Below are 25853 nucleotides of genomic sequence, written 5' to 3'. Positions count from 1 at the left end.
CTGAGTGCGGGTTCGACGAGAGCTGGCGCGACGAATCTGCGTGCGTAATGGCTGATCAGGGCGATTTGCATCCATGGGACAGCGAGCGAGATGCTGGGCGCGTTGCAATGGTTGGCCGCGGCGAAACACTGCCGACTGAGCGCCGCTCAGCTTCCTCAGAACGGCAAAACGGAGGTCGAATTCCGGTAAAAAATTCTTACGGAAGTTTACGGCGCTGTAACAAATGGGGGCGGCGACGGGCGCCATCGAAGACGTGCCCACTCCACGCGGGCACCGCAAAACTGTGGGTTAGCCCGTGAGCGGACGCGTGCCCTCGACGGGGCCGTAGAAGAGTCGCTCGAAAACGGCCCGCGCACGGCGCGTGACGCCCAGGTAATCCTCTTCCAGCTGGTTCGCAGAGCCAGGGGGATAGCGCATGATGCGCGCAATTCCCTCAAGCTGCTGCCGGTCAGCCGGCAGCACATCGGACGTCTTGTTGGTCCAGAGCGTGATCGCAGACCGAGCACGTGAGGCGAAGATCCAAGCGGCGCGCAGCGTCTCAGCGTCGTCTTCGCTGACGAGGTTGGCCTCGCTCGCCACGGTCAGCGCGATCATCGTCGACGTCGTCTGCAACTCCGGAAGCGCTGCAGCGTGCTGCAGCTGAAGCAACTGTACAAACCATTCGACATCGCTCAGTGAGCCGCGGCCGAGTTTGAGATGGCGCTGAGGGTCGGCCCCCTGCGGCAGCCGTTCACTCTCAACCCTGGCCTTGATGCGTTTCACCTCGCGTACATCCTGCTCAGCGATGGTGTTCGGGTAGCGCACGGAGTCTGCCACGGTGGTGAAGTCGGCGAGGAGCGCGGTATCCCCTGCCACGCCGGATGCGCGGAGCAGCGCCTGTGCTTCCCACGTCAGCGACCAGCGCCGGTAGTACGCGGCATACGAGTCGAGGGAGCGCACGACAGTGCCGTTCTTTCCTTCTGGACGCAACCCGATGTCGAGGTCGAGCGGCAGGGCATTGTCTTCGGTGAGCCGCGTGAGTTCACGCACGATAAACGTGGCGCGCGCGTGGGCGGCTTCATGGTCGATGGTCACCGGACGGAACACGTACATCACGTCAGCATCGGAACCGAACCCGAGTTCCGCTCCACCGAACCGGCCCATGCCGATCACCGCAAACTCAATGCCGTCATCCTCATCAGGGCGGGGTACGAGAGAGGTGCCACGCACGGAGGCGACGACGGCCTGGATATACGTGGCCGTGATGTCAGTGAGGCCGAGAGCGAGCTCTGCCACCGTGATCTCGCCCAGGATGGCGGAGAAAGCAAGCCGCAACACCTCACGACGCCTGGCGGTGCGCAGGATTCCTGCCACGGCGTCCGGGCTCTCGTGGCGTGCGATGACGGCGCTCGCCTCATCCTGCAAGACGGCAAGTGTGCGGGGCCGAAGATCGGCCTCGTCTTCCAGCCACGCGACCGCCTCCGGAATCTTCTCGAGCAGTTCTCCGACGAAGCGGGAACTCGACAACACGCGGGTCAAGCGCTCAGCGGCCCCTGACGAATCCCTGAGCATCCGCAAGAACCAGTAGGTCGAGCCGAGGCTGTCGCTCAGCCGCCGGAATGCGAGCAGTCCGTAGTCGGGATCAGCTCCCTCTGAGATCCACTGGAGGATGACGGGAAGCAGATGCCGCTGGATCGTGGCGCGACGCGAGACTCCCCCGGTCAATGCCGCGATGTGGCCGAGCGCGCCCCTGGTGTTGCGGAAACCGATCGCGGCGAGGCGGGCCTCCGCCTGCTCGCTGGTGAGGTTGAGTCCGTCAGCGGGGAGCGACGCGACGGCCGACAGCAACGGGCGGTAGAAGAGGCGCTCGTGCAGCCCCCGCACCCTCTGCTTGGTCTCTGCCCAGCGTTCGACGAGAGCAGCGGCGCTCGTCGCCAGGCCCGTCGCTCTCGCCAGTGTTCTGAGCGCCTGCTCGTCGCGCGGGACGAGGTGCGTGCGACGGAGCTTCTCCAGCTGGATGCGGTGCTCCATCAGGCGGAGCACCCGGTAATCCTGGGCGAACTCTGCTGCTTCGACCCTGCCGATGTAGCCATTGTCTGCGAGAGCAGTCAGGGCCGGCAGCGTGCCGGCCTGGCGCACCCCCTCGTCGGCTTGTCCGTGAACGAGCTGCAGCAACTGCACAGTGAACTCGATGTCGCGCAGGCCGCCGGGGCCCAGCTTCAGCTGGTACTCGGCCTCGGCCTCTGGAATGTTGTCCCTGACGCGCTCCCGCATCCGCTGCACCGATTCAACGAAATTCTCGCGACTGGCGCTGCTCCAGACGCCGGGTGCAACTGCCGTCACGTATCGCAGGCCCAGCTCCAGATCGCCGGCGAGTGGCCTCGCCTTGAGCAGCGCCTGGAACTCCCAGCTCTTCGCCCACCGGTCGTAGTAGGCGAGATGTGACTCCAGGGTGCGCACCAGGGCGCCGTCCTTGCCCTCTGGCCGGAGGTTGGGGTCGACTTCCCACAGCTCTGGTTCGACGGCTGGCTGGTTGAGCCCGCGCATCGTGAGCATGGCCAGCCGGGTGGCGATGTCGACGGCGCGCTGGTTGTCGAGCCCCGCGCTCTCGTCGCCTTCCGCGACGAAGATCACATCGACATCGCTCACATAGTTGAGTTCTCGAGCGCCGGCCTTGCCCATGCCGATCACGGCGAGCCTGGTTGCCCGCACCTCGTTTGTCGGGAAGGTGCCATGCCCTGGCACGTCGCTCGCCACCATGCTGCGCGCGACGGCCAGCGCAGCATCGAGGGCAGCGGATGCCAGATCGGCCAGGCAGTGCGCTACGGCGTCCACGCCACGAACCTGGTCTGCCTGGCCAAGGTCGAAGGCTGCAACCTCTGCCAGCCGTCGGCGATAGCGCACGCGCAGGGCCACCCAGGCTTCGTCGTCGACCAGTTGCGCAAATCCGGCTGTTGCCCCGACAGCGTCGAGAAAGTCGGCGTCGAGGTCCGCGGCGTCCGGCAGCTCGTCCCGCCCATCAGCGAGGACATCGAGTTCCTCTGGGTGACGCAGGAAGAACTCAGCCAGGCCACTGGATGCGCCGATCACGCGCAGGAGGCGCTCAGCGGATTCCGGGTGGTCGAGCAACGCCGTCGTCTCGCCCGGCGCCCGGCGAATCAGCTCGAGCAGTGCACCGAGTGCGGCATCAGGACTGGCTGTGCGCCCCAGCAGCGGGAGCAGCTCCGCGGCAGGCGGGGCTCCCAGCCGCTCGGCATCCATCAGGCGCTCGCGAACAACCCCGAGTTCGACAAAACCAACGCGGGCGAGTTCTGTGAGGGTGAGTTGTCCGCGCGCCATGATGGTGAAGCGGTATCGCTTAGAGCATCTCGAGGTTCTTGCGAAGCTCGAATGGCGTTACCTGCGAACGGTATTCCTTCCACTCCTGCCGCTTGTTGAGCAGCACGAAGTTGAAGACCTGCTCCCCCAGCGTCTCGGCAACGAGCTCTGAGCGCTCCATCAATTCGATGGCGTGATCGAGGCTGGCAGGCAGCGGGCTGTAGCCCAGTGCGCGACGCTCTGTGTCGCTCAGGCTCCAGACGTTGTCCTCTGCCTCTGGCGGAAGCTCGTAGCCTTCTTCGATTCCCTTGAGACCAGCGGCCAACATGAGGGAGTACGCCAGGTACGGGTTTGCCGCAGAGTCGATCGCGCGGTATTCGATGCGCGAGCTCTGGCCCTTGTTGGGCTTATAGAGAGGAACTCGAATGAGCGCGGACCGGTTGTTGTGGCCCCAGCAGACGAAGCTCGGCGCTTCGTCGCCACCCCAGAGGCGCTTGTATGAGTTCACGAACTGGTTGGTCACCGCCGTGATCTCAGGAGCGTGCTTGAGCAGGCCTGCAATGAACTGGCGACCCGTCTTTGAGAGCTGGTACTGGGCACCGGCCTCATAGAAGGCATTGGTGTCACCCTCGAACAGCGAGACATGTGTGTGCATGCCGGAACCAGGGTGATCTGACATCGGCTTGGGCATGAACGTTGCGTACACGCCCTGCTCGATGGCGACTTCCTTGATCACGGTGCGGAACGTCATGATGTTGTCTGCCGTTGTGAGGGCATCCGCATACCGGAGGTCGATCTCGTTCTGACCTGGGCCGGCCTCGTGGTGGCTGAATTCCACCGAGATGCCCAAATCTTCGAGCATCCGCACAGAGCGGCGACGGAAGTCGTGGGCCGTGCCACCTGGCACGTTGTCGAAGTAGCCGGCCGAGTCAACGGGCACGGGACCCTCTGGGCCGTACTTTGACGACTTGAGCAGGTAGAACTCGATCTCGGGGTGCGTGTAGAACGTGAACCCGCGCTCGGCCGCCTTCTCCAGCGTGCGCTTCAGCACGTTGCGGGGGTCTGCGACGGCAGGCTGGCCGTCCGGCGTCGTGATGTCACAGAACATCCGCGCTGTCGGGTCAATTTCACCGCGCCACGGGAGGATCTGGAAAGTCGTGGGATCCGGGTGCGCCAGCACATCCGCTTCGAACGAACGGGTGAGTCCCTCGATGGCAGAACCATCGAATCCGAGGCCTTCAGCGAAGGCACCCTCGACCTCTGCCGGGGCGATCGCCACCGATTTCAGAGTGCCGACGACGTCGGTGAACCATAGGCGAACGAACTTGATCCCTCGCTCCTCGATGGTACGAAGAACGAAGTCACGCTGCTTATCCATTCAGGCCCTCTCTTTTCCATCTCTAGGGTAGTGGCTAGAGGCGCTATCAGGGCAGAGGGACCCACCAGCGGCGCGCCCAAATCATGCTGGCTACACTGGAGCCATGCCTGACCTGAACAGCTCTTCCGTCACCGCTGCCGCCGACGAACAGAAGCCATACGGCGCTGCTCCCGCTGGACAGAAGCGCGTGCGCACCCGTCACTTCCAGAACGCCAAGCAGCAGGGCATCCCGATCACGGGCCTGACCAGCTACGACATGCTCACGGCGCAGATCTTCGACCAGGCCGGAATCGACTTCCTGCTCGTTGGCGATTCAGCCGGCAACAACGTCTTCGGCTACGAAACGACACTGCCGGTTACCGTTGACGAGCTGATTCCGCTCACGCGTGCCGTATCTGATGCCGTCACGCGGGCACTCGTCGTCGCAGACATGCCGTTCGGCTCGTACGAGGGCGGCCCAGAAGAGGCGCTGCACACTGCCGTGCGGTTCATGAAGGAATCACGCGCGCACGCCGTGAAGCTCGAGGGTGGCAAGCGCAGTCGCAAGCAGATCAAGCGCATCGTCTCTGCCGGCATTCCAGTCATGGCGCACATCGGCTTCACCCCGCAGAGTGAGCACGGGCTCGGCGGGCACATCATCCAGGGCAGGGGCGCCGCAGCCGAACGCCTGCTGGAAGACGCGCTTGCAGTACAGAAGGCCGGCGCGTTTGCCGTGGTGCTCGAAATGGTGCCGTCATCCGTTGCAGCGATGATCACTGAGCGGCTCGACATCCCCACAATCGGCGTGGGCGCAGGGCCAGACGTCGACGGCCAGCTTCTCGTCTGGACCGACTTCGCCGGCATGACAGAGGGCAGGGTGCCGCGCTTCGTCCGCCAGTACGCGAACGTGCGCTCAGTCTTGACGGATGCCGTGACCCAGTTCAGGGCCGATGTCGAGTCGGGGGCGTACCCGGCGCCAGAACACGGCTACGAATAGGACAGCTCACGGCTACGAATAGCCACGGCAGCGCGTGGGTCTAGCGGTTGTCTTCCGCGTCTTCTTCAGCCCACTTGGCGCTGTTCTCGCGCAGCTTGTCGAGGGCATGCTCCGCTTCAGACTTCGTCTGGAATGGACCGACACGGTCGTTTGAGGGCGATTGGAAGCCCTGCTCGACGGCGCCGGTGCGCATGTTGTACCAAAACAGGTGTTCGCGATCTTCGGCCATAAGCTTGATCTTATGCCTCATGATTCTGCCGGTCACCTGATTCCGGGGAGAGTATCTCCCCCTCGCGCTGTTCCGTCGCATATTGCGCGACCCGAGTACGTCGGCAAGAAGGCACCGGCTCCCTACTCCGGCAACAACATCTACGCTCCGGCGCAGATCGAACTGATCAGGGAATCCGGTCGCATCGCTGCGCAGGCGGTTGAGGCCGTTGCGGCAGCCATCGTCCCCGGCGTGACAACGGACGAACTCGACGCGATCGGACACGAGTTCCTGATCAGCCACGACGCGTACCCGTCGACACTCGGCTACCGCGGCTACGCGAAGTCATTGTGCAGCTCTGTCAACGAAGTCATCTGCCACGGCATCCCCGACGACACCGTGCTGCGCGATGGCGACATCATCAATATCGACATCACCGCGTACAAGAACGGGATGCACGGCGACCTCAACGCGACGTTCATCGTTGGCAATGCCAGCGACGAGGCGACGCTTCTCGTCGAGCGCACCAGGGAAGCACTCGCGCGCGGCATCAAAGCCGTAGCCCCCGGCCGACAGGTGAATGTGATCGGCCGCACCATCGAGTCGTACGCCAAGCGTTTCGGCTACGGCGTCGTGCGTGACTTCACCGGGCACGGGGTCGGCGAAGCGTTCCACTCCGGCCTGATCATCCCGCACTACGACTCAGCCCCCGACTACAACACGGTCATGGAAGTCGGCATGGTCTTCACGATCGAACCGATGCTGACGCTCGGGACGCACGAGTGGGACATCTGGGCGGATGACTGGACGGTCACCACGAAGGACAAGAGCCTGACGGCCCAGTTCGAGCACACCCTGGTCGTCACCGAACGCGGCGCAGACATCCTGACTCTGCCGTAATTCGCCGGCGTCGGCACGCACGTCGACCGGCGAACGGGTCCAGCAGCGGGTAAGTTGGCAGGATGAATGCAACGGGCACGGCTGCCACGACGGCCATCGGGATTGACATCGGCGGCACCGGCATCAAGGGGGCCATTGTCGACCTCTCCACAGGTGAACTGCTCTCTGACCGAGTCAAGTTGGCAACGCCCAAGGGCGGAAAGCCGAAGGACATCGTCGAGACAACCCGGCAGTTGCTCAGCACGCTCTCCCCCGACGACGCACAGCTGCCCATTGGCGTGTGCTTTCCAGCTGTGGTGAAGAACGGTCGCACCATGTCGGCAGCGAACGTCTCGAAGGACTGGATCGGCCTTGCCGCAGAGGAGCTCTTTGAGCAGACGCTTGGCCAGCGCATTCACTTCGTCAACGACGCGGATGCCGCGGGCTACGCCGAATCAGAGTTCGGCGCGGCCAAGGACGTTCCCGGCGTTGTCCTGTTGACCACGCTCGGCACCGGTATCGGATCCGCACTCCTGAACGACGGCGTGCTTGTACCGAACACCGAGCTCGGCCACATCGAAATCGACGGCAAGGACTACGAGACCAAGGCTGCGTATTCCGCCAAGGAACGCGACGACTTGAGTTGGGAAGCCTGGGCCAAGCGGCTGCAGAAGTACTACTCAACGCTCGAGAGGTTGTTCTCCCCCGACCTCTTCATCGTCGGCGGTGGAGTCTCGAAGCACCACGAGGAATTCCTGCCGCTGCTCAGCCTGCAGACGCCGATCGTGCCGGCTGTGCACCGCAACAATGCCGGCATCCTCGGCTCGGCCGCGCTTGCGGTCAAGTTTCCCGGCTGATGACCACGAGCACCGCACCCGTTCTCACTCAGGCACATCGACGTGATGTCGACCGCTCGTTCATTGAGCATCACGCCAGGGGCGCTGCCCCGAGCGTTGTCTGGGGCGTCTTCGACGAGACTCGTCTCGCCCACTCCGACGCGCGCGGCCGGCTCAGCGACGGTTCCGTCCCAGGACCCGATACGGCCTATCGCATCGCATCGTGCACCAAGAGCTTCACAGCCGCGGCAATCCTTGCGCTCCGCGATGAGGGACTGGTGCACCTCGACGACCCCATCACGAGATTCGTCCCCGCCTTTGATGCAGTGGCGCTTCCCAGCGCTGACTCTCCCGTTCCCACGATCAGGATGCTGCTGACCATGTCGGCTGGTTTGCCCACCGACGACCCATGGGCCGACCGGCAGGAATCGATGACGGCCGTTGACCTTGACAGCCTGCTCGCTCGCGGCCTCAGCTTCGAGTCGGTGCCTGGAACGCGATTCGCGTACTCCAACCTCGGCTACGCTCTGCTCGGCCGGGTCATCGAACAGGCAAGCGGCACCGACTATCGGGCTTTCATCACGCAAAGATTCCTCCTTCCGCTGGGGCTTGGCGCCACGGGGTTCGACACGTCGGTGCCGGCCAGACAGGGCATTGCCGTCGGCGCCCGCTGGCTCGACAACACCTGGGACTATCTGCCGTTCTCGCAGCCTGGGGCTTTCTCCCCGATCGGCGGCTTGTTCAGCACGCTGCGCGACCTCAGCTCGTGGGCGCGCTGGCTGGTCAGCGCCTTCGACGACGCGCCCGGCGCCCAGCACACGGATGCCGTGTTGTCGCGCTCCTCCCGCCGTGAGATGCAGCAGGTCCAGCGATTCACCGCAGGCCTGCCCTCGCACCCAGGTGGCTACGGCTACGGGTTGTTCGTACAGCACTACGCAGACGACGAGACAGTGGTGTCCCATTCCGGCGGATACCCGGGCTTCTCGGCCCATATGCGCTGGTCGACGCGTTCCAGGCGCGGCATTGTCGCCTACGAGAACGGAACGTATTCCCGCGTCTCCGTTCCCACAACAGAGGCGTTCGATCGCGTCATCGCCGGCCAGGACACTACGGTCGGCCCGCCTACCGCCTTGCCTGTCTCCCTCTGGCCGGCAACCCGCGCCGCGCAGGCTGCCATCACCGCGCTCGCACACGACTGGAACCCGGATGCCGTAGCGGCGCTCTGTGCAGACAACGTCCCGCTCGACGAGCCACTCGATCATCGCCACGCCACGCTCGCTGCGGCGATTACGGCAATCGGCGGGCTCGTGCAGCACGACGGTGACGTAGACGGTGACGTAGATGGTGACGTAGGCGAGCACAAAGCCGTTGAGGAAAGCTCCGTCTCACCGGCTCATCTGGCCTGGTATCTGCCCGGTGCAGCAGGCCGCCTGCGGATCGAGATCCAGCTGACGCCAGAGAATCCCCCGCGCGTGCAGACGCTGAAGTTCTCACCGGACCGCGTCGGTCGGTAGGCGCCGACCAGAGCAGATTCTCCTCCCGTCTGCCACACACCCGAGTAGTCTGAAGCCACTCGGGCAATGGCGATCGGAGGCATGGTGGACCGTTCATCACGCCGCGTCGTCGAGAAGGCCCATGTGCAGTCGATGGCCGGGATATCACTGGCCGATCCGTTCGCACCGTCGGGGGTCCGCAGGCTGGTGTTGGAGTCCTGGCAGCGGTCGCTCCACCTGTCGCTCGACCCAGACAAGCCATTGGCCGCCCTCAGTCTCGACGATGACGAGCTGCGGGAGTATCGCCGCGAGCATCCGCTTGCCCTCGTGTTGCCCACGATTCACAACCTGCTCATTCGGCACACCTTTGATTCAGGGTTGATCGTCGCCATCGGCGACCAGTCGGGGCGCCTGCTGTGGATTGACGGCGATCGCAGCCTTCGACACAAGGCGGAGTCGATGCTCTTCGTCGAGGGCGCCGACTGGTCAGAGAACGCGGTCGGCACCAGCGCGCCAGGCACCGCCCTGGCCCTCGATCGCAGCATGCAGATCGACGGAGCAGAGCATTTCAACCGGATCGTGCACCCGTGGAGCTGTTCGGCCGTCCCCGTGCATGATCCGTCGAGTGGCGCGATTCTCGGCGTGATCGACATCACAGGCGAAGCGGATGCCGTCGATCCGGCGACCCTGTCGCTCATCGAGGCGACCGTGGCCGCTGTCGAGGCGGAGCTCAGGGTGACGCAGCGGGACCGGCTCGCCGCATCGCCTACGCGTCCGCACCCGCACGCGAGCGCTCATGCTCTCGGTGCCACGCAGTCCACCGCGTCCACCGCGTCCACCGCACGGCTGACGGCGCTCGGAGTCGACGGAGGCAGGCTCGAGGTTGGCGGCGGTTCCATTTTCCTCAGCCAGCGGCACGCCGAGATTCTCACCCTCCTGGCCTGGCACGGTGCCGGTCTCACGGCCGGAGCCCTGGCGGAGCTGCTCTACGGGACCGACGCGGCGATCGTGACCGTGCGCGCTGAAATGGTGCGGTTGCGGCGTCAGCTCCAGAAGGCCGCCCCCATGCTGGTCCTGGAGTCAAAGCCGTATCGGCTCGGCGTCCCTCTGGAGTTGGACGCCCAGCGGGTCATGGCGTTCCTCACCCGTGGAGCGCACAAGGTGGCGCTGGCCGCCTATGCCGGGCCGCTGCTTCGCCACTCTGAGGCACCAGGCATCGTGGCCATCCGGTCTGAGGTCAGCACAGCGCTCAGGACAGCCATCCTGACGGATGCTTCTGCAGAGACGCTGCTTGCCTACGCGCGCACAGCCGATGCGGCTCTCGACACCGAGGTGTGGCGAACCTGCCTGCAGTTGTTGCCCCTGCGTTCACCGAAGCGGGCGGCCGTCGTCGCGCGGCTCGAAATGATCGAAAAGGAACTCGCACCACTTCCTGCGCACCACTGAGTCCGCTGAACAACTGAGATCGCTGAACCACTACAGTGCGACTCGGGCACGACTTCCATACAAGGAGTGCGAGGCGCCGCCTGCGACCCGTGCAACCTGGCTGCAACCCCCACGCTCCTATGCTCGCGACAGAGGACACACCCGGTCCTCCACCTCAGACAGAGTCGTCGAACAGGAGCGTTATGACTATCTACGCCGCCCCGGGAACACCCGATGCGAAAGTCACCTTCAAGCCACGGTACGAGAATTGGATCGGCGGTGAGTGGGTGAAACCGGTGGGAGGCGAGTACTTCGAGGACTACTCCCCCGTCATCGGAAAGCCATTCGCAGAGGTCGCCCGCAGCACAGCCGCCGATATCGAGCTCGCGCTCGATGCCGCTCACCGCGCAGCGCCGGCCTGGGGCAGGACAAGCCCCACAGAGCGCGCCGCGGTCCTGAACCGCATCGCAGACGTCATCGATGACAACCTCGAGCTGCTCGCTGTTGCAGAGACGTGGGACAACGGCAAGGCGATTCGCGAACCGCTGAACGCCGACCTGCCGCTGGCCAGCGACCACTTCCGCTACTTCGCCGCCGCCATCCGGGCACAGGATGGCGACCACGCAGAGCTCGACGGTGACATGGTGTCGTACCAGTTCCACGAGCCCCTTGGCGTAGTCGGGCAGATCATTCCCTGGAACTTCCCGATCCTAATGGCCGTGTGGAAACTGGCGCCGGCCCTCGCCGCCGGAAACGCAATCGTCCTGAAGCCGGCGGAACAGACACCGGTGTCGATCCTCGTGCTCATCGAGCTGATCGGCGACATCCTGCCGCCCGGCGTGGTCAATATTGTCAACGGCTTCGGCATCGAGGCGGGCAAGCCACTCGCCTCCAGCCCCCGCATCCGCAAGATTGCTTTCACCGGTGAAACGACAACAGGGCGCCTCATCCTGCAGTACGCCAGCGCCAACCTCATCCCGAGCACCGTTGAGCTCGGCGGCAAGAGCCCCAACATCTTCTTCAAGGATGTCGCAGACCACGACGACGCGTTCTACAACAAGGCCCAGGAAGGTTTCGTGCTCTTCGCCTTCAACCAGGGCGAAGTCTGCACCTGCCCGAGCAGGGCGCTGGTAGAGAGATCGATTTACGACTCGTTCCTCGGCGCCGGCGTCGAACGCACCAAGAAAGCCATCCAGGGCAATCCGCTCGACACAGACACCCAGGTCGGCGCCCAGGCCTCCAACGATCAGCTGGAGAAGATCCTCAGCTACATCGACATCGGCAAGCAGGAGGGTGCCAGGCTCATCCTGGGCGGGGAGCGCGTTGACCTCGGCGGCGACCTCACCGACGGATACTACGTGGCCCCGACCATCTTCGAAGGCGAGAACTCCATGCGGATCTTCCAGGAGGAGATCTTCGGCCCTGTCGTCGCCGTGACCAGCTTCACCGACTACGACGACGCCATCCAGCAGGCGAACGACACGCTCTACGGCCTTGGAGCAGGCGTGTGGTCACGCAACGGCAACGTGGCATACCGGGCTGGACGCGACATCAAGGCCGGGCGCATCTGGGTGAACAACTATCACGCCTACCCGGCAGGGGCCGCGTTCGGAGGCTACAAGAGCTCCGGCATCGGCCGCGAGAACAACAAACTGGCGCTCGGGCACTACCAGCAGACCAAGAACCTGCTGGTGTCGTACTCGGAGGACCAGCTCGGCTACTTCTAAGCCGGTTCACTACACGCGCGTTCACCGCGAGGCGGTCGGTCTGTTCCTGCAGAACGAGCGGACCGACCGCCCTGACGATTGGAGCCAGCATGATGGAGGCATCCGTCACCCTGCCGGGCGAACGGCTCTCGCGAGTCGCCCTCGCCGGCGCGAGCATTGAACTGCTCGGCCGACTCTGGGACAGGCACGGCCCGCTGATGTTCCACCAGTCGGGCGGATGCTGCGATGGCAGCTCACCCATGTGTTACCCGGCGGGTGATTTCATCACCTCTGACCAGGATGTGCGGCTCGGCCAGTTCGATATCGGCACCCAGGAAGCACCGAAACTCATCGACTTTTGGATGTCGCGCGAACAGTTCGAGTACTGGAGTCACACCCATCTCACCGTCGACGTGGTGAAGGGACGTGGCAGCGGATTCTCAGCCGAGGCGCCAGAGGGCGTGCGTTTCCTCATCCGCTCACGACTGATGGAGACCGCAACGCCGTTCACCTGATCGGCGTATGACGCCAGCGGAGGAGACGCGGGAAATGAAATGGGCCGGCTATTACGCCGGGTTTTGTCCAGGTGTCGCATCGAAACACGACACCGTCGACGGTCATCTATCTACGAACTACGTTGCCGCAGCCCTCTAGCGGCCTACCCGAAAACTCGGCGAGCAGCCTTAGCGTTTTCTGTCTGACCTTGCTCCGGGCGAGGTTTACCGAGCCGACCAGGTCACCCTGGCCTCTGGTGGTCTCTTACACCACCGTTTCACCCTTACCGAGAGCCGAAGCTCCAGGCGGTCTACTTTCTGTGGCACTATCTCGCGGGTTACCCCGGGTGGGTGTTACCCACCGCCCTGCTCTATGGAGCCCGGACGTTCCTCGGCATCCTGATCCGAAGATCCGGATGACGCGACCGTCTTGCCGACCCATTCCAAACGTCAAGCCTACTGGCTCAGTGGAGTTCGTGCTGCCGTTCGAGGGCTGCGCCTTCGACATCCACATTGGGCAGGATACGGTCGAGCCAGCGCGGGATCCACCAGGCAGACGTGCCGAGCAGATGCATGATCGCCGGCATCAGCAGCATCCGCACGAGGAACGCATCGACGAGCACGCCGAAGGCCAGACCGAATCCGATCGACTTGATCATGCTGGAATCCGAACTGATGAAGCCGGAGAACACCGCAACCATGATCAGGGCAGCCGCGATGACCACCGCCCGGCCGGCTCGGAATCCCTGGGCGACGGCGAGGCGCGCTGGGGCTCCGTGCACGTACGCTTCTCGCATTCCCGTTGCGAGGAAGAGCTGGTAGTCCATTGCGAGCCCGAAGAGGATGCCGACAAGGATCACGGGAAGGAAGCTCAGGATCGGACCTGCGCTGTGAATACCGAGAATCTCGGCAAACCAGCCCCACTGGAAGACAGCAACGATCGCACCGAAGGTGGCGAAGAGGGACAGGATGAATCCACCTGTCGCGATCAGCGGCACGAGCAACGAGCGGAACACCAGAATCATGATGAGGAACGACAGGCCGACCACAACGGTGAGGTACAGCGGCAGCACATCCGCCAGTGCCTCTGAGATATCGATGTTGATCGCGGCCTGACCGGCAACCCCGAGTGTGATGTCGCCGTCTATGGCCGTCAGGCCGCGCAGGTCGCGCACCAACTGCTCTGTGGAGGCGCTGTTCGGCCCCTCAGCAGGCAGGACCTGGAATGCAGCGAGGCGACCGTTGTCCGAAACGGCGATCGGCGCGACGGCGACAACGTCGTCCTGCTCAGCGATTGCCTGAGCAACTGACACCTGCGCTGCGAGCAGGCCCTCTTCGTCGAGGCCGGGCGGCAGAGCTGCCGTGACCAGAAGAGGGCCGTTTGCGCCCTCGCCGAATGACTCCCCCACGACGGTGAAGGCTTGATACGACGCTGAACCCACCGGCTCTGACGACCCGTCTGGCAGGCCCAAGCGCATCGAAAGCGACGGGAGCGCAATGACCAGCAGCACGCCGATCGTGAGGACAGCAGTGACGACGGCACGGAGTGTGCCCATGGGCTTCACCGCGCGAGACGATACGTCTGGGCTGCCAACGGATGCCGTGGCCTTCTTCCCAAGCACCCGTGTTCCCGCGAGGCCGAGCAGTGCGGGGGTGAGGCTGATGGCGATCAGGACAGCGATCAACACGCTCAGGGCGCCTGCAGTGCCCATCAGCCCCAGGAACGGCACACCCGTGATGTTGAGCGCGAGCAGGGCGATGATGACCGTCGTACCAGCGAACAACACGGCATTACCGGCGGTTCCGTTGGCCAGCCCGATGGATTCATGCACCTCGGCACCCCGCAGCAGCTGCTTACGGTGCCTATTGATGATGAACAGGGAGTAGTCGATTCCCACTGCAAGTCCGAGCATGACCCCCAGGATCGGCGTCACGCTCGTCATGTCGATGACGCCGGAGAATGCGAGGGTTCCCAGTGCGCCAATGCCGACGCCGACGAGTGCCGTGACGATGGGGAATGCGGCTGCGATGAAGGAGCCGAGCACAATGACGAGAACGACCCCAGCCAGGACGACGCCGATCGCCTCGCCTACTCCGACAAGCTGAGGCACACTCTGGGCGATGTCGGAGGAGAACGACACCTCGACGCCCTCGATTGGGGTGGATTCGAAGTAGTCGATGGTCGCCGACTTGGAGCTTTCCGGCAGCTCCAGGCGTGGCACCGTGTATGCAACGTTCACGATCGCTGTCGCGTCGTCTGCCGAGACCATTCGAATGCCTTGCGCGAGCGAGAGCAATTCAGCCCCACGCTCCAGCTTGGTGCTCTGGGCATTCAGGGTGGCGAGGGACTCGGCCAGCGCGGCCTGCTGTTGGTCGAGTTGCGCCTGCTGCGCAGTCAGCTGTGCTTGCGCGGCATCGAGCTCCACCGTCGAGGCTCCAGCCGCTTCGGCCTGAGCCCTGCTCGCGTCGAGCTGTTCCTGCCCGGCAGTGAGCTGTGCCTGGGCTGCGTCGAGCTGCTCCTGCCCTGCGTCAAGCTGAGCGCGTGCGGCGGCGATCTCCGTGCGCCCGGCCTCGATCTGGGCCGCCTGGTCAGCGCGTTCCGCCTCAGTGGCGAACGGGTCAACAACGTTTGCGACATCCGGCAGGGCGGTGGCACCCGCCACGAGCTCGCTGATTGCGGCCTTCTGCTCGCTCAAGAGAGCAGATCCATCCTCGGTGGTGAAGACCACCGTTCCTGAAGCGCCGCTGAAATCGGGAAGCTGCTCTGAGAGCTCGTCGGTGACGGCACCGGACGCAGTGCCGGGGATGTCAAAACTTGAACTGAGTCCCTTGAATCCGATCAGGAACGCGCCGATGGCCAGAACCAGGATCACGGCCCAGGCGGCAATGACCAGCCAGGCGCGACGCGCAGAGAATTTGCCCAAACGGTATAACAGCTCAGCCATGATGTCCTTTCGCGAGACATCTTGATGATACGCACCGTCTCGCGCACCGGATCACCGGTATCGCAAAACGCAGAAGGGGGCACCGCCTCACGACGGTGCCCCCTTCTGCATCAGGTGCTTAGATGCTCAGGTACTTAGATGCCCGACTCTTCGGTGCGCACGAGGATCGCACCGCAGTCTGGGCAGAACACTACGTCGTCGGCCGGAGCTGAACGCACGGCCTGCAGGTCATTGCCGGTGAGCGTCATCGTGCAGGCACTGCAGGTACGCGCACGCAGCAGGGCTGCTCCGTGGCCGTGGCCGGCCACACGGCGCTTCTCGTAGAGAGCACTGAGCTCATCGGGGATGCCGGCGGCGATGGCATCGCGATCGCGCACCAGGTCGCTCAGTTCCTTGTTGACCTCGACCAGTTCGGCGTCGCGCTCCACCGAGAGTTCTGCAATACGGGCGGCGATCTCTTCGCGTTCACCGGTGACCTGCGCGAGTGCCCTCTCGTGCTCTTCGAGGCGCTCCATCACGGTGATCTCGATCTCCTCGAGGTCAAACTGGCGCTTCGTGAGAGCGGCAAGCTCGGTTTCGAGAGCCTGCACGTCCTTGACGGATGACGTGTGCTGCATCCGTTCGGAGTCGCGCGCGATCCGCTTTTCCACGACCTCGACATCGGATTCGATGCGCGACAGTTCAGTGCGCACGTCGTCGAGTTCACCGAGGCGGGCAACGTAGCGAACCTTCACCGCGTCATCCGTTGCGACGAGGGCGGCGATCTCCGCGTGCTGCGCAAGGGCCTTTGCCTTGTGTTCAAGCTGCTGGACCTTGGTGTCGAGCGCCTGGAGCCTAAGGAGCTCTTTCTGGGCTACGGGGGTTGCCTTCACTGTTTCCTGACCTTTACGAGTGTTGAGTTACAAAATTGTGGAGCCACTGTATTGTCACGCGAGGTGGCTGGTGCCGAACCTCTACTGCGTGACGGCGAAATCCCAGGGATCGGTGCGCAGGTCGCTGACACTCACACGCACTCCAGGCAGTGCTGCCCTGAGCTGTTCTGCTGCCGTGTCGAGCCACAACCATTCGCTTGCCCAGTGTGACACGTCGATGAGCGCGGGACCTGAGCCGGAGATCCGCGCCTGCTCCCTGGACTCCGACGCCGGGTGGTGTCGCAGGTCTGCCGTGATGTAGACATCGGACCCCAGAACCGCAGGGTGATTGAGGAGCGAATCACCCGCTCCGCCACACAGCGAAATGGTTTCTACCAGCGTGCCATATTCTCCCGCAACGCGAACACCGGATGCCGTTGCAGGCAGAATTCCGGCCAGGTCACGGGCGAGCTGGCCGAGCGGTGTCGGTGCAGCGAGCCGGCCGACTCGACCGATGCCGACACCCGGCGTTGCCCCTGGTGCAATGGGCCGTATTCCTCCCAGGCCGAGCTTCTGGGCGATCACATCTGACACGCCGTCTTCGACGACGTCGGCATTGGTGTGTGCGGCAATCAGCGCGCAGTTCGCGCGAATGAGCCTGGCCAGCAATGCGCCCTTGTACCGGTCTTCTGCCACAGAGGTCACGCCGCGCAACAACAGCGGGTGGTGCACCAGCAGCAGGTCGGCATCGACGGCAACGGCTTCGTCGACCGTGTCGGCCACGGCATCGACGGCGAGCAGGATGGAGGTGATCTCCTGTGCGGGGTCACCGCTCAGGAGGCCAGGGGCATCCCATGGCTCTGCGCCGGACAACGGCCACAGTTCATGGATGATCTGGGTTGCGTTGGCGAGCGTAATTGACACCTGGTCAGCTTACCGGTCGCGCCCTGTCCGCCGTGGGGAATTGCCTTCGTGGCCACACCAGCACGACGACGCCGACCATGATGAGGGCGAGGCCCAGCCAGCCGAGCGGATCGAGCTGTTCACCGACCACCAGGATCGCAAGGAGAGTGGCGACCAGCGGCTCGACGAGCGTGATTGTCGTTGCCGTGGTGCTGGTTACCGTACGAAGACCGGCGCCGAACAGGATGTATGCCAGAAACATGGGGCCGAGTGCCAGGTACGCCGTGATCCCGATGCTCGACGTCGACTGCAGCAGCGGCGCTCCGGTAAGAAGCAAGACAGGGACGAGACAGAGCGCACCGAGGCCGAACAGTGCGCCCATGGTGGCGTTCGACCCGTGGCCGGCCGCCAGGACGCGACGAGAGGCATCCGTGTAGAGCGCGTAGCTAAGGCCGGCAAGCAGTCCGAGCAGCACACCAAGCAAGCTCTGGTCTGAGGTGGAATCGCCCTGTGCCGGGCTGCCAACCACCAACATGACGGTACCGGCGACGGCGATGACGGTGCAGAGCGCCCACCGGGCGGAGATCCCTCGCCTGTCAACCAGATACTCGATCGCTGCCGCGAAGATCGGGGCAGAGCCCAGCGAGACCACCGTGCCGATGGCGACACCGGCCAGATTCATCGAGCTGTAGAAGGCCAGTGGGTAGACGAAGATACCGGCGACGCCAGCGACGAGCCAGCCCCGCACTGAGCGATCTGCCATGGCACGCAGCGCGCCCCGCATGGAGAGCAGAAACAGGAGTCCACCGCCGATGGCCATGGTCGCGGCCCCCGTCGCGAGCGGACTGACGTTTGCCGGGAGGAAGTGGGCGGCCGTGCCGGTTGTGCCCCAGAGCAGCGCCGCGATCAGGATGGGAACGACACCGCGATTGCTCTGCCCCACTGGCATCCGCTCTCTCTGATTTCTCTCGCACCACTCACTGACCACGCCGCGCGAATGCTGGCTGATTCCGACAGTGTATGGGCAGGATGCGCGCGGGCCGTATCCACATGGCGCCGTGTCGAACTGGCACGATGGCTATGCGTTGAGAAGCGCGCCGCCCACAGATTGGACATGACAATGACGCAGCCGAGACCTCTGACCATCGTGACGGGCGGAAGCCGCGGTATCGGTGCGGCGATCTGTCGGCGGCTGGCACACGACGGCCACGATGTCATCGTCGGCTACGTTCAGGACGAGGCCGCCGCGGAAGCCGTGGCGGGAGATGTACAGCGAATCGGGCGCCGCGCCCTGACAGTGCAGGTCGACACGACAGACGAGGCGTCTGTCGCGACTCTGTTCACACGCGCACGCGATCTCGGAACGGTGACGGGACTGGTGAACAATGCCGGCTCGGCCGGGGCCGTCGGCACGCTGGCTGAGAACGATATCGCAGCCATCCGGCGCGACATCGACGTCAACTTTGTGGGCGTCATACTGTGCTCCCAGTACGCCGTTCGCGAGTTCACGACGTCTGGAGGCGGCGCGATCGTCAACATCTCATCGGCGGCAGCCACGCTCGGTGGCGCGGGAACCTATGTGCACTACGCGGCCTCGAAGGCGGCCGTTGACGGGCTGACCGTTGGACTGTCCCGGGAGGTTGGGCCACTCGGCATCCGCGTCAACGCCGTCGCTCCCGGCACGATCTGGACTGAGTTCCACCGCGACCCAACCAGACCGGCGCAGGTTGCGAAGACAGTCCCGCTCGGACGAGCAGGTGAACCAGATGACATCTCTGGCGCCGTGGCCTGGCTTCTCTCCGACGACGCCCGATACGCAACCGGCACGATTATCCGAGTCGCCGGCGGGCTATAGGCACGCGGCCCTATTTCGGCCGGAGTCCGCCGGCGTCAGGCGCCGGCTGCGTCAGCCAGTCGCTGCAGCAGTGCCGCAATCTGCGCTTGCTCTGCGTCACTCAGTGCGGCCGTGATGGCGCGCTCCGTGGCCAGGTGGTCTGGCAATGCGGCCTCGATCAGTTGCTTGCCGGCTGTGGTGAGCGCCACCACTGTCCCGCGGCCGTCGGCGGGATTCGCTTCCCTCGACACGAGTCCCCTCGTCTCCAGCTTGTTCAATCGCTGGGCCACCGCACTGGTCGTCACCATTGAATCGCGGGCGAGGATGGCCGGCGTCAGTCGGTATGGCGATCCGCTCCGCAGCAAGGTGGCCAACACGTCGAACGACGACGAATCGAGCCCGTGCCTCGCGAAGGTCTCCCCCAGGCGCACGTTCACGGCCGCCGACGCGCGACTGAGCCGGCCAATCACGTTCATGGGTGACACGTCGAGTGCGGGTTTCTCCGCATGCCACTGCGCAAGAATGTGATCGACGTGGTCTTGGTCTGTCATGGATCCACCCTAGCCTTTCGCTAAGTGCTTAGCTATTATGGCTAAGTGCTTAGCAATCGAGTGTCTCTCGTCCTCATGACAGCCGTCGCCCCCATACTATGGGGAACCACGTATCTGACCACGACGGAGCTCCTACCCGAGGATCGACCCCTGCTCGCCGCAACAATTCGGGCGCTGCCGGCCGGACTGTTGCTTCTGGCACTCGCCAGACGGATGCCGCGCGGCTCGTGGTGGTGGAAGTCCTGGGTGCTCGGCGTGCTCAACATCGGCGCGTTCTTCGCCCTCCTCTTTATTGCCGCGTACCGACTGCCGGGCGGCGTTGCGGCTGTCGTCGGCGGACTCCAGCCGCTGGTCGTCGCGGTACTCGCCAGTCGCGTGCTGCACGAGCGCCTCCGCGCACGGACGGTGATCGGCGGAGCGGCGGGCGTCTTCGGCGTCACCCTCATCGTGCTGCAGGCGCAGGCCAGGCTTGACTCCGTCGGGTTGCTGGCGGCCGCCTTGGGCACGCTCTCCATGGCATCCGGAATCGTGCTCACGAAGAAGTGGGGCCAACCGGCCCCGCCGCTGGCGACCACGGCCTGGCAGCTCATCGCCGGCGGCCTGACCCTCGTGCCGCTGCTGTGGCTACTGGAGGGATTCCCGAGCACGCCGCTGACCCCGGTGAATCTCGCGGGGTACGCCTACTTGGCACTGGTCGGTACCGCTTTCGCGTATGTCGTGTGGTTTCGCGGCATCGCGCGCCTTCCCACGAAAATCCCGGCCATGCTCGTGCTCCTGAGCCCGGTCGTTGCGGTGCTGCTTGGGTGGCTGGTCGTGAATGAAACCCTCGCACCGACGCAAGTCATCGGCATGCTGGTTGTGCTCGGCTCAATTGCCCTTGTCACGGTGACGCGCCAGCCACAGGCTACGCACTCCGCTGTCACAGCCGAGCACCACGAGCACACCAAGCGAATAGGCAACCAGGTCGAGCGCGCTGAACGTCGTGCCGAGCAGGAGCCGGAACGGCGTGAAGCCCGATAACGCAGCGGGCACCCCGGTGAGCTGGAACAGCTCGATCGCCACGCACGTTACCCAGGCGATCAGCGCAACACGTCGTGGTCGCGCCCGCGGGACGGCGAATGCCAGCGCCAGGTAAGCGCACACGGCATAGAGGGCGTCTGCGACGAAATCGCCCAGTGGCCCGTCGGTCGCGACGTGCACGAGAAGGCCCAGTGCCACGACGGCCAGGGCGGCGGCTCCGACCACACTGCGACGGTGCCGGACGGATCGGCGAGCGATCACGTCAGCGCGTGCGGCGTGGGATGGGCCACTGGGGGCAGAAGCGGCAGAGGCGTTAAGTGACACGGGCAGAGGATACGCCACTGGGGTGCCAGCACCCAGAAGCTAGTCGTCTCGCGCCGCAGGGGTAGACGACGAGATCACCCCTAAAGTTGCGGCTCGCGACGGGTCTGGAACGACGCGAGAATATCTCACGATCTCTCATTCGAGAGTCGTGGTTGACCCGAACAACCACGCGGAACGGATGGCGCATTCCCCCGATTACGCCATCCGTTCCATTGTTTAACTACTGAAGGACGTCGTCGCGTGGCCGTACCGCGGGGTGACGCAAAAACCACACCTCGAGCGAGGATCCGCCATCGCTGACTACTGTTCAGCGCTTTCCGCAAAAACACCACTGAGTAGGACCGTGACGACATATACAGTCGCCGGGGCGATCAATATCGGCGACAACTGTTCAGTCGTCAAGACACCGGTTGCAATCAGTGTGATCGCAGCGGCGACAATTCCGAAACCAGTCCTCGCCTTGGACTTAGAAATTGGAATAAGCGCCGGAATCAGGTAGAGCGCGCAGAGAACAACGAGACCGATCTGCTTTCCGCCAGCGTCCCCAAGCATTGACGTTGATGTCCACCATGCCCAAATCACCCCGGCCCCATAGCCGATCCAACCGGCAACATGAGACACCCTGCGTGCGCTCTCCTCGTACCATGTCGATGGGGTCACGAGGAAACAGACGCCGAGGAAGATCGCTGCGAGCTGGATCAGAACCGTGACGATGAGAAGGAGTTGAACAGGGGCGCCGCCAAGGTACACATTTCGGTTCGGTGACGCGAACCACATAACGATCGGTATCCAAAGCGCTACGCTAGCGACTGAGAAGAGCGCCAGATATCCCATGCTGTTTCTCATCGTCTTCACGACAGCCACTATTGCAGAGCACTGGGCCAACTTTCGGCACAAGTATTTCTAGTCAGTCGACTGTTCAAGATTGATTTACGCCTAGGTCAAGTTGGGTTCACCCAACCCCTCAAGCCCATTCTTGACTCACAAAGCAACCCCCGAAACAAGAAAAACCCCCGATTTCTCGGGGGTTTTCACTGTGGGCCCTACCGGGATCGAACCGATGACATCCACGGTGTAAACGTGGCGCTCTACCAGCTGAGCTAAAGGCCCCGACGAACGCGTTACCGCGAATCAGGTCGTTTCACATCATACAGAAACCAGCGCCGGAGTCAGAAATCGAGGGGCTGGTTTGCTCCGCCCGGGCGCGTCGCATGCCGCGTCGAGCTGGCCGAGAGCAGACCGCTAGGCCGGCTGCAGCGCTAGGCCGGCTGCAGCGCTAGGCCGGCTGCAACTCCGAGAGCGCAGCCCGGTAGGCCTCGATCGCACGCGGTTCACCTGGGGCGGTGATGAAGCTTGCACGGATGATGCCGCAGCTGTCGATGAGGAACGTCGCGCGATTTGCGAATCCCTTGACGTCGAGAAACACGCCGTATTCCTTCGCGACAGAGCCGTGCGGCCAGAAGTCGGAGACGAGGTTGAAGCCGTAGCCTTCCTGCTCGCCCCAGGCACGCAGCGCGTGACGAGAGTCCACAGAGATGCCGATCAGTTCAACGTTGCTGTCGGCGAAGAGGGCGAGGTTATCGCGCAATTCACACAGCTCGCTGCTGCAGATTCCCGAGAAAGCGAGAGGGAAGAAAACAAGAGCAACTGACTTCTCACCCCTGAACTGGCTGAGCTGGATCGTCTCACCGAATTGATTGATGAGAGCGAAATCAGGCGCCTGGGTGTCATTCTCCAAAGCCATGGTGCATGTCCTTTCCGTGCCGCAATACCTAGCCTGAGCACGGTGAGCCACTCTAGCCCTGCTGCCTGCAGGAACCAAGAATCCGCACAACCAGCCGTGGTCGCCACGGCGGGGCGGGGCGCATGCAGACCCATTACTTACTCACTAGGCTGGGGTCGGTGCCAATGGTCGTAATCCGACCCGTTTTTGTCTCCGGCACGAATAATCAGGCTTGATCTGCTCATCCCACGGTCAGCCCAACAGAGAGAGGTCGAGTGTGACTGTCAACGACCAGGACCCGTACTCGATGAATAACATCGACACAGATCCAGAAGAAACCGCCGAATGGTCGGAGTCACTGGATTCGCTTGTTGCCGCCGAGGGACACCAGCGTGGTCGGGAGATCATGCTCAGCCTGCTGAAGCGCTCCAAGGAACTTCACCTCGGTGTTCCGATGGTTCCGACCACGGACTACATCAACACCATCGCCGCAGAGAACGAGCCAGAGTTCCCCGGTGATGAAGAAGTTGAACGTCGCTACCGCGCGTGGATCCGCTGGAACGCAGCCGTTCTGGTGCACCGCGCCCAGCGCCCCGGCATCGCCGTCGGTGGGCACATCTCGACCTACGCCTCGTCAGCCGCGCTCTATGAAGTCGGCTTCAACCACTTCTTCCGCGGCCAGAACCACCCAGGTGGTGGTGACCAGGTCTTCGTCCAGGGCCACGCCTCCCCCGGAACCTACGCTCGCGCCTTCCTCGAAGGACGCCTCAGCACCGACCAGCTCGACGGCTTCCGCCAGGAGAAGTCCCACGCAGGCGGAGGACTCTCCTCGTACCCGCACCCTCGCCTCATGCCGGAGTTCTGGCAGTTCCCGACGGTGTCGATGGGCCTTGGCCCGATCAACGCGATCTACCAGGCACAGGCCAACCGCTACCTGACGAACCGTGGCATCAAGGACGCCAGCGACCAGCAGGTCTGGGCGTTCCTTGGCGACGGTGAGATGGACGAGGTTGAAAGCCGCGGCCAGCTCCAGGTCGCTGCCAACGAAGGCCTCGACAACCTCAACTTCGTCATCAACTGCAACCTGCAGCGCCTCGACGGCCCTGTGCGCGGTAACGGCAAGATCATCCAGGAGCTCGAGAGCTTCTTCCGCGGTGCCGGCTGGAACGTCATCAAGGTTGTCTGGGGTCGCGAGTGGGACGACCTGCTCAAGGCCGACACCGACGGTGCACTGCTGAACCTGATGAACGTCACACCGGATGGCGACTACCAGACCTACAAGGCTGAGAGCGGCGCATACGTGCGCGAGAACTTCTTCGGCCGCGACCCGCGCGCCCTTCAGCTCGTCGACGGATACACCGACGACGAGATCTGGAACCTCAAGCGCGGTGGCCACGACTACCGCAAGGTGTACGCAGCATTCAAGGCCGCATCTGAGCACAAGGGCCAGCCGACCGTCATCCTGGCGAAGACCGTCAAGGGCTACGGCCTCGGACCGAGCTTCGAGGGCCGCAACGCGACCCACCAGATGAAGAAGATGACGCTCGACAACCTCAAGACGTTCCGAGACAGCATGCACGTGCCGATCACGGATGCCCAGCTCGAGGAAAACCCGTACCTGCCGCCGTACTACACGCCAGGCGATTCGGACCCGGCCATCCAGTACATGCACGAGCGTCGCCGCGAACTCGGCGGCTACGTGCCGGAGCGTCGCGCCAAGTACACGCAGCTCAACCTGCCTGACGACTCCACGTACGCGATCTCGAAGAAGGGCTCCGGCTCGCAGGAGATTGCCACCACCATGGCATTCGTGCGTCTGCTCAAGGACCTGTTGCGGTCAAAGGACTTCGGCAACCGCATCGTTCCGATCATCCCGGACGAGGCCCGCACCTTCGGCATCGACGCGTTCTTCCCGAACGCCAAGATCTACAACCCGAATGGGCAGAACTACACCTCCGTCGACCGCGAGCTCCTGCTGGCGTACAAGGAGAGCCCGCAGGGCCAGATCGACCACGTCGGCATCAACGAAGCCGGCGCCATGGCCGCGTTCACGAACATGGGAACCACGTATTCCACCCAGGGTGAGCCGCTCATCCCGATCTACGTGTTCTACTCGATGTTCGGTTTCCAGCGCACCGGCGACGCCATGTGGGCTGCCGGCGACCAGATGGCCCGTGGGTTCATCATGGGAGCAACGGCCGGCCGCACCACGCTGACCGGTGAAGGCCTGCAGCACGCAGACGGCCACTCGCACCTGCTGGCTTCGACCAACCCGGCGATCGTGTCGTACGACCCGGCATACGGTTACGAGATCGGGCACATCATGCGCTCAGGCCTCGACCGCATGTACGGCGGAACCCACACGGATCCGAACGTCATGTACTACATCACTCTCTACAACGAGCCGTACGTGCAGCCGGCCCAGCCGGAAGGCGTTGACGTCGATGGCATCGTTCGCGGCATCCACCAGCTGAACCGGTCGACCGTTGCCGGCCCGAAGGCCCAGCTGCTGGCATCCGGTGTCGGTGTGCAGTGGGCGCTTGAAGCCCAGCAGCTTCTCGCTGCCGACTGGGGCGTATCGGCTGACGTTTGGTCCGTCACCTCCTGGACTGAGCTGCGTCGTGACGGCCTTGCGGCAGAAGAGCACAACTTCCTCTACCCGGAAGACGAGGAGCACGTCCCGTACGTGACGGCAAAGCTTGCCGGCGCAGAGGGACCGTTCGTGGCTGTTTCCGACCACATGCACGCCGTGCCTGACCAGATTCGCCAGTTTGTTCCCGGCGAGTTCGCAACGCTCGGTGCTGACGACTTCGGTTTCTCTGACACCCGCGCAGCTGCTCGTCGCTACTTCAAGATCGACGGCCCTTCCATGGTCGTTCGCACGCTCCAGCTGCTCGCCCGTCAGGGCAAGGTTGATCGCAGCCTGGTCAGTGCAGCGATCGAGAAGTACCGTCTGCACGACGTGAGCGCTGGAACCACCGGCTCTGCCGGGGGCGAAAGCTAACCACAC

20 protein-coding genes, 1 tRNA gene, 1 other RNA gene and 1 pseudogene are annotated in these 25853 nt (G+C 63.9%); 10 read left to right on the top strand and 13 right to left on the bottom strand.

Going from position 1 to position 25853, the window contains the following annotated elements:
• Window positions 1-288: 288 nt before the first annotated feature.
• A complete protein-coding gene (locus tag AC25Y4_RS03740) occupies window positions 289-3318 on the bottom strand; it encodes a bifunctional [glutamine synthetase] adenylyltransferase/[glutamine synthetase]-adenylyl-L-tyrosine phosphorylase (RefSeq protein ID WP_488119021.1) in 3030 nt (1009 codons plus the stop codon).
• Window positions 3319-3337: 19 nt separating this feature from the next.
• Complete coding sequence (locus AC25Y4_RS03735) at window positions 3338-4675, bottom strand: glutamine synthetase family protein (RefSeq protein ID WP_488119020.1); 1338 nt, start codon at window positions 4673-4675, stop codon at window positions 3338-3340.
• Between the two features lie 103 nt (window positions 4676-4778).
• On the opposite strand from AC25Y4_RS03735, the gene panB reads away from it, so the two are divergent.
• Window positions 4779-5651 (top strand): 3-methyl-2-oxobutanoate hydroxymethyltransferase, encoded by an 873-nt coding sequence (panB, locus tag AC25Y4_RS03730; protein ID WP_488119019.1) that lies wholly within the window; start codon window positions 4779-4781, stop codon window positions 5649-5651.
• A 40-nt stretch (window positions 5652-5691) separates the two neighbouring features.
• On the opposite strand, the gene AC25Y4_RS03725 is transcribed toward panB, so the two are convergent.
• Window positions 5692-5880: an SPOR domain-containing protein gene (locus AC25Y4_RS03725; protein ID WP_488119018.1), complete on the bottom strand. Its 189-nt coding sequence runs from the start codon at window positions 5878-5880 to the stop codon at window positions 5692-5694.
• Between the two features lie 12 nt (window positions 5881-5892).
• Here AC25Y4_RS03725 and map point away from each other — a divergent pair, with 12 nt between their 5' ends.
• The 6 genes from map to AC25Y4_RS03695 all read left to right on the top strand — a co-directional run bounded on the left by map (window position 5893) and on the right by AC25Y4_RS03695 (window position 12713).
• Window positions 5893-6759 (top strand): type I methionyl aminopeptidase, encoded by an 867-nt coding sequence (map, locus tag AC25Y4_RS03720; RefSeq protein ID WP_488119017.1) that lies wholly within the window; start codon window positions 5893-5895, stop codon window positions 6757-6759.
• A gap of 62 nt (window positions 6760-6821) precedes the next feature.
• On the top strand, window positions 6822-7595 hold the full coding sequence (gene ppgK / locus AC25Y4_RS03715; protein ID WP_488119016.1) for a polyphosphate--glucose phosphotransferase: 774 nt from the start codon (window positions 6822-6824) through the stop codon (window positions 7593-7595).
• Complete coding sequence (locus AC25Y4_RS03710) at window positions 7595-9088, top strand: serine hydrolase domain-containing protein (protein ID WP_488119015.1); 1494 nt, start codon at window positions 7595-7597, stop codon at window positions 9086-9088. The genes ppgK and AC25Y4_RS03710 overlap by 1 nt, the downstream gene beginning before the upstream one ends.
• A gap of 66 nt (window positions 9089-9154) precedes the next feature.
• Window positions 9155-10513 (top strand): GAF domain-containing protein, encoded by a 1359-nt coding sequence (locus AC25Y4_RS03705; protein WP_488119014.1) that lies wholly within the window; start codon window positions 9155-9157, stop codon window positions 10511-10513.
• Window positions 10514-10695: 182 nt separating this feature from the next.
• Window positions 10696-12219 carry an acetaldehyde dehydrogenase ExaC gene (exaC, locus tag AC25Y4_RS03700; protein ID WP_488119013.1) on the top strand — a complete coding sequence of 508 codons (1524 nt, stop codon included), beginning with the start codon at window positions 10696-10698 and terminating at the stop codon, window positions 12217-12219.
• Between the two features lie 92 nt (window positions 12220-12311).
• Window positions 12312-12713 carry a DUF779 domain-containing protein gene (locus AC25Y4_RS03695; protein ID WP_488119518.1) on the top strand — a complete coding sequence of 134 codons (402 nt, stop codon included), beginning with the start codon at window positions 12312-12314 and terminating at the stop codon, window positions 12711-12713.
• 36 nt (window positions 12714-12749) lie between these two features.
• Here AC25Y4_RS03695 and rnpB read toward each other — a convergent pair.
• The 5 genes from rnpB to AC25Y4_RS03670 form a co-directional block, all read right to left on the bottom strand.
• Window positions 12750-13133, bottom strand: an RNA gene (gene rnpB, locus AC25Y4_RS03690) — RNase P RNA component class A.
• A 23-nt stretch (window positions 13134-13156) separates the two neighbouring features.
• Entirely contained in the window at window positions 13157-15637 is a 2481-nt protein-coding gene (locus tag AC25Y4_RS03685; RefSeq protein WP_488119012.1) for an MMPL family transporter, read from the bottom strand.
• A gap of 134 nt (window positions 15638-15771) precedes the next feature.
• The gene (locus tag AC25Y4_RS03680) at window positions 15772-16509 is read right to left on the bottom strand and encodes a zinc ribbon domain-containing protein (RefSeq protein WP_488119011.1); all 738 of its coding nucleotides are present in this window, start codon (window positions 16507-16509) and stop codon (window positions 15772-15774) included.
• A gap of 81 nt (window positions 16510-16590) precedes the next feature.
• Entirely contained in the window at window positions 16591-17412 is an 822-nt protein-coding gene (locus tag AC25Y4_RS03675; protein ID WP_488119010.1) for a Nif3-like dinuclear metal center hexameric protein, read from the bottom strand.
• A 4-nt stretch (window positions 17413-17416) separates the two neighbouring features.
• Window positions 17417-18340, bottom strand: a complete 924-nt coding sequence (locus AC25Y4_RS03670) for a DMT family transporter (protein ID WP_488119009.1) — start codon at window positions 18338-18340, stop codon at window positions 17417-17419.
• A 165-nt stretch (window positions 18341-18505) separates the two neighbouring features.
• Here AC25Y4_RS03670 and AC25Y4_RS03665 point away from each other — a divergent pair, with 165 nt between their 5' ends.
• Window positions 18506-19246: an SDR family NAD(P)-dependent oxidoreductase gene (locus tag AC25Y4_RS03665; RefSeq protein ID WP_488119008.1), complete on the top strand. Its 741-nt coding sequence runs from the start codon at window positions 18506-18508 to the stop codon at window positions 19244-19246.
• A 35-nt stretch (window positions 19247-19281) separates the two neighbouring features.
• On the opposite strand, the gene AC25Y4_RS03660 is transcribed toward AC25Y4_RS03665, so the two are convergent.
• Window positions 19282-19776, bottom strand: coding sequence for a MarR family winged helix-turn-helix transcriptional regulator (locus AC25Y4_RS03660; RefSeq protein ID WP_488119007.1), 495 nt, complete (start codon window positions 19774-19776; stop codon window positions 19282-19284).
• 45 nt (window positions 19777-19821) lie between these two features.
• Here AC25Y4_RS03660 and AC25Y4_RS03655 point away from each other — a divergent pair, with 45 nt between their 5' ends.
• On the top strand, window positions 19822-20796 hold the full coding sequence (locus AC25Y4_RS03655) for a DMT family transporter (protein WP_488119006.1): 975 nt from the start codon (window positions 19822-19824) through the stop codon (window positions 20794-20796).
• Here the strand turns inward: AC25Y4_RS03655 and AC25Y4_RS03650 are convergent.
• From AC25Y4_RS03650 to AC25Y4_RS03635, 4 genes and pseudogenes are all read right to left on the bottom strand, one after another.
• Window positions 20776-20919: pseudogene (locus AC25Y4_RS03650) on the bottom strand (DUF2809 domain-containing protein); the annotation flags it as partial. The gene AC25Y4_RS03655 and the pseudogene AC25Y4_RS03650 sit on opposite strands and share 21 nt — an antisense overlap.
• 501 nt (window positions 20920-21420) lie before the next feature.
• On the bottom strand, window positions 21421-21975 hold the full coding sequence (locus AC25Y4_RS03645; protein WP_488119005.1) for a hypothetical protein: 555 nt from the start codon (window positions 21973-21975) through the stop codon (window positions 21421-21423).
• 182 nt (window positions 21976-22157) lie between these two features.
• Window positions 22158-22230: transfer RNA gene (locus tag AC25Y4_RS03640), tRNA-Val, on the bottom strand.
• A 166-nt stretch (window positions 22231-22396) separates the two neighbouring features.
• Complete coding sequence (locus tag AC25Y4_RS03635) at window positions 22397-22864, bottom strand: peroxiredoxin (RefSeq protein WP_488119004.1); 468 nt, start codon at window positions 22862-22864, stop codon at window positions 22397-22399.
• Window positions 22865-23120: 256 nt separating this feature from the next.
• Between AC25Y4_RS03635 and aceE the strand changes: the two genes are divergently transcribed.
• Window positions 23121-25847, top strand: coding sequence for a pyruvate dehydrogenase (acetyl-transferring), homodimeric type (aceE, locus tag AC25Y4_RS03630; RefSeq protein ID WP_488119003.1), 2727 nt, complete (start codon window positions 23121-23123; stop codon window positions 25845-25847).
• Window positions 25848-25853 lie beyond the last annotated feature (6 nt).

Source organism: Leifsonia sp. Y878 (genome assembly GCF_057669685.1).
The sequence above is the reverse complement of the archived record's forward strand: the minus strand, read 5'-3'. Positions and strand labels throughout refer to the sequence as shown.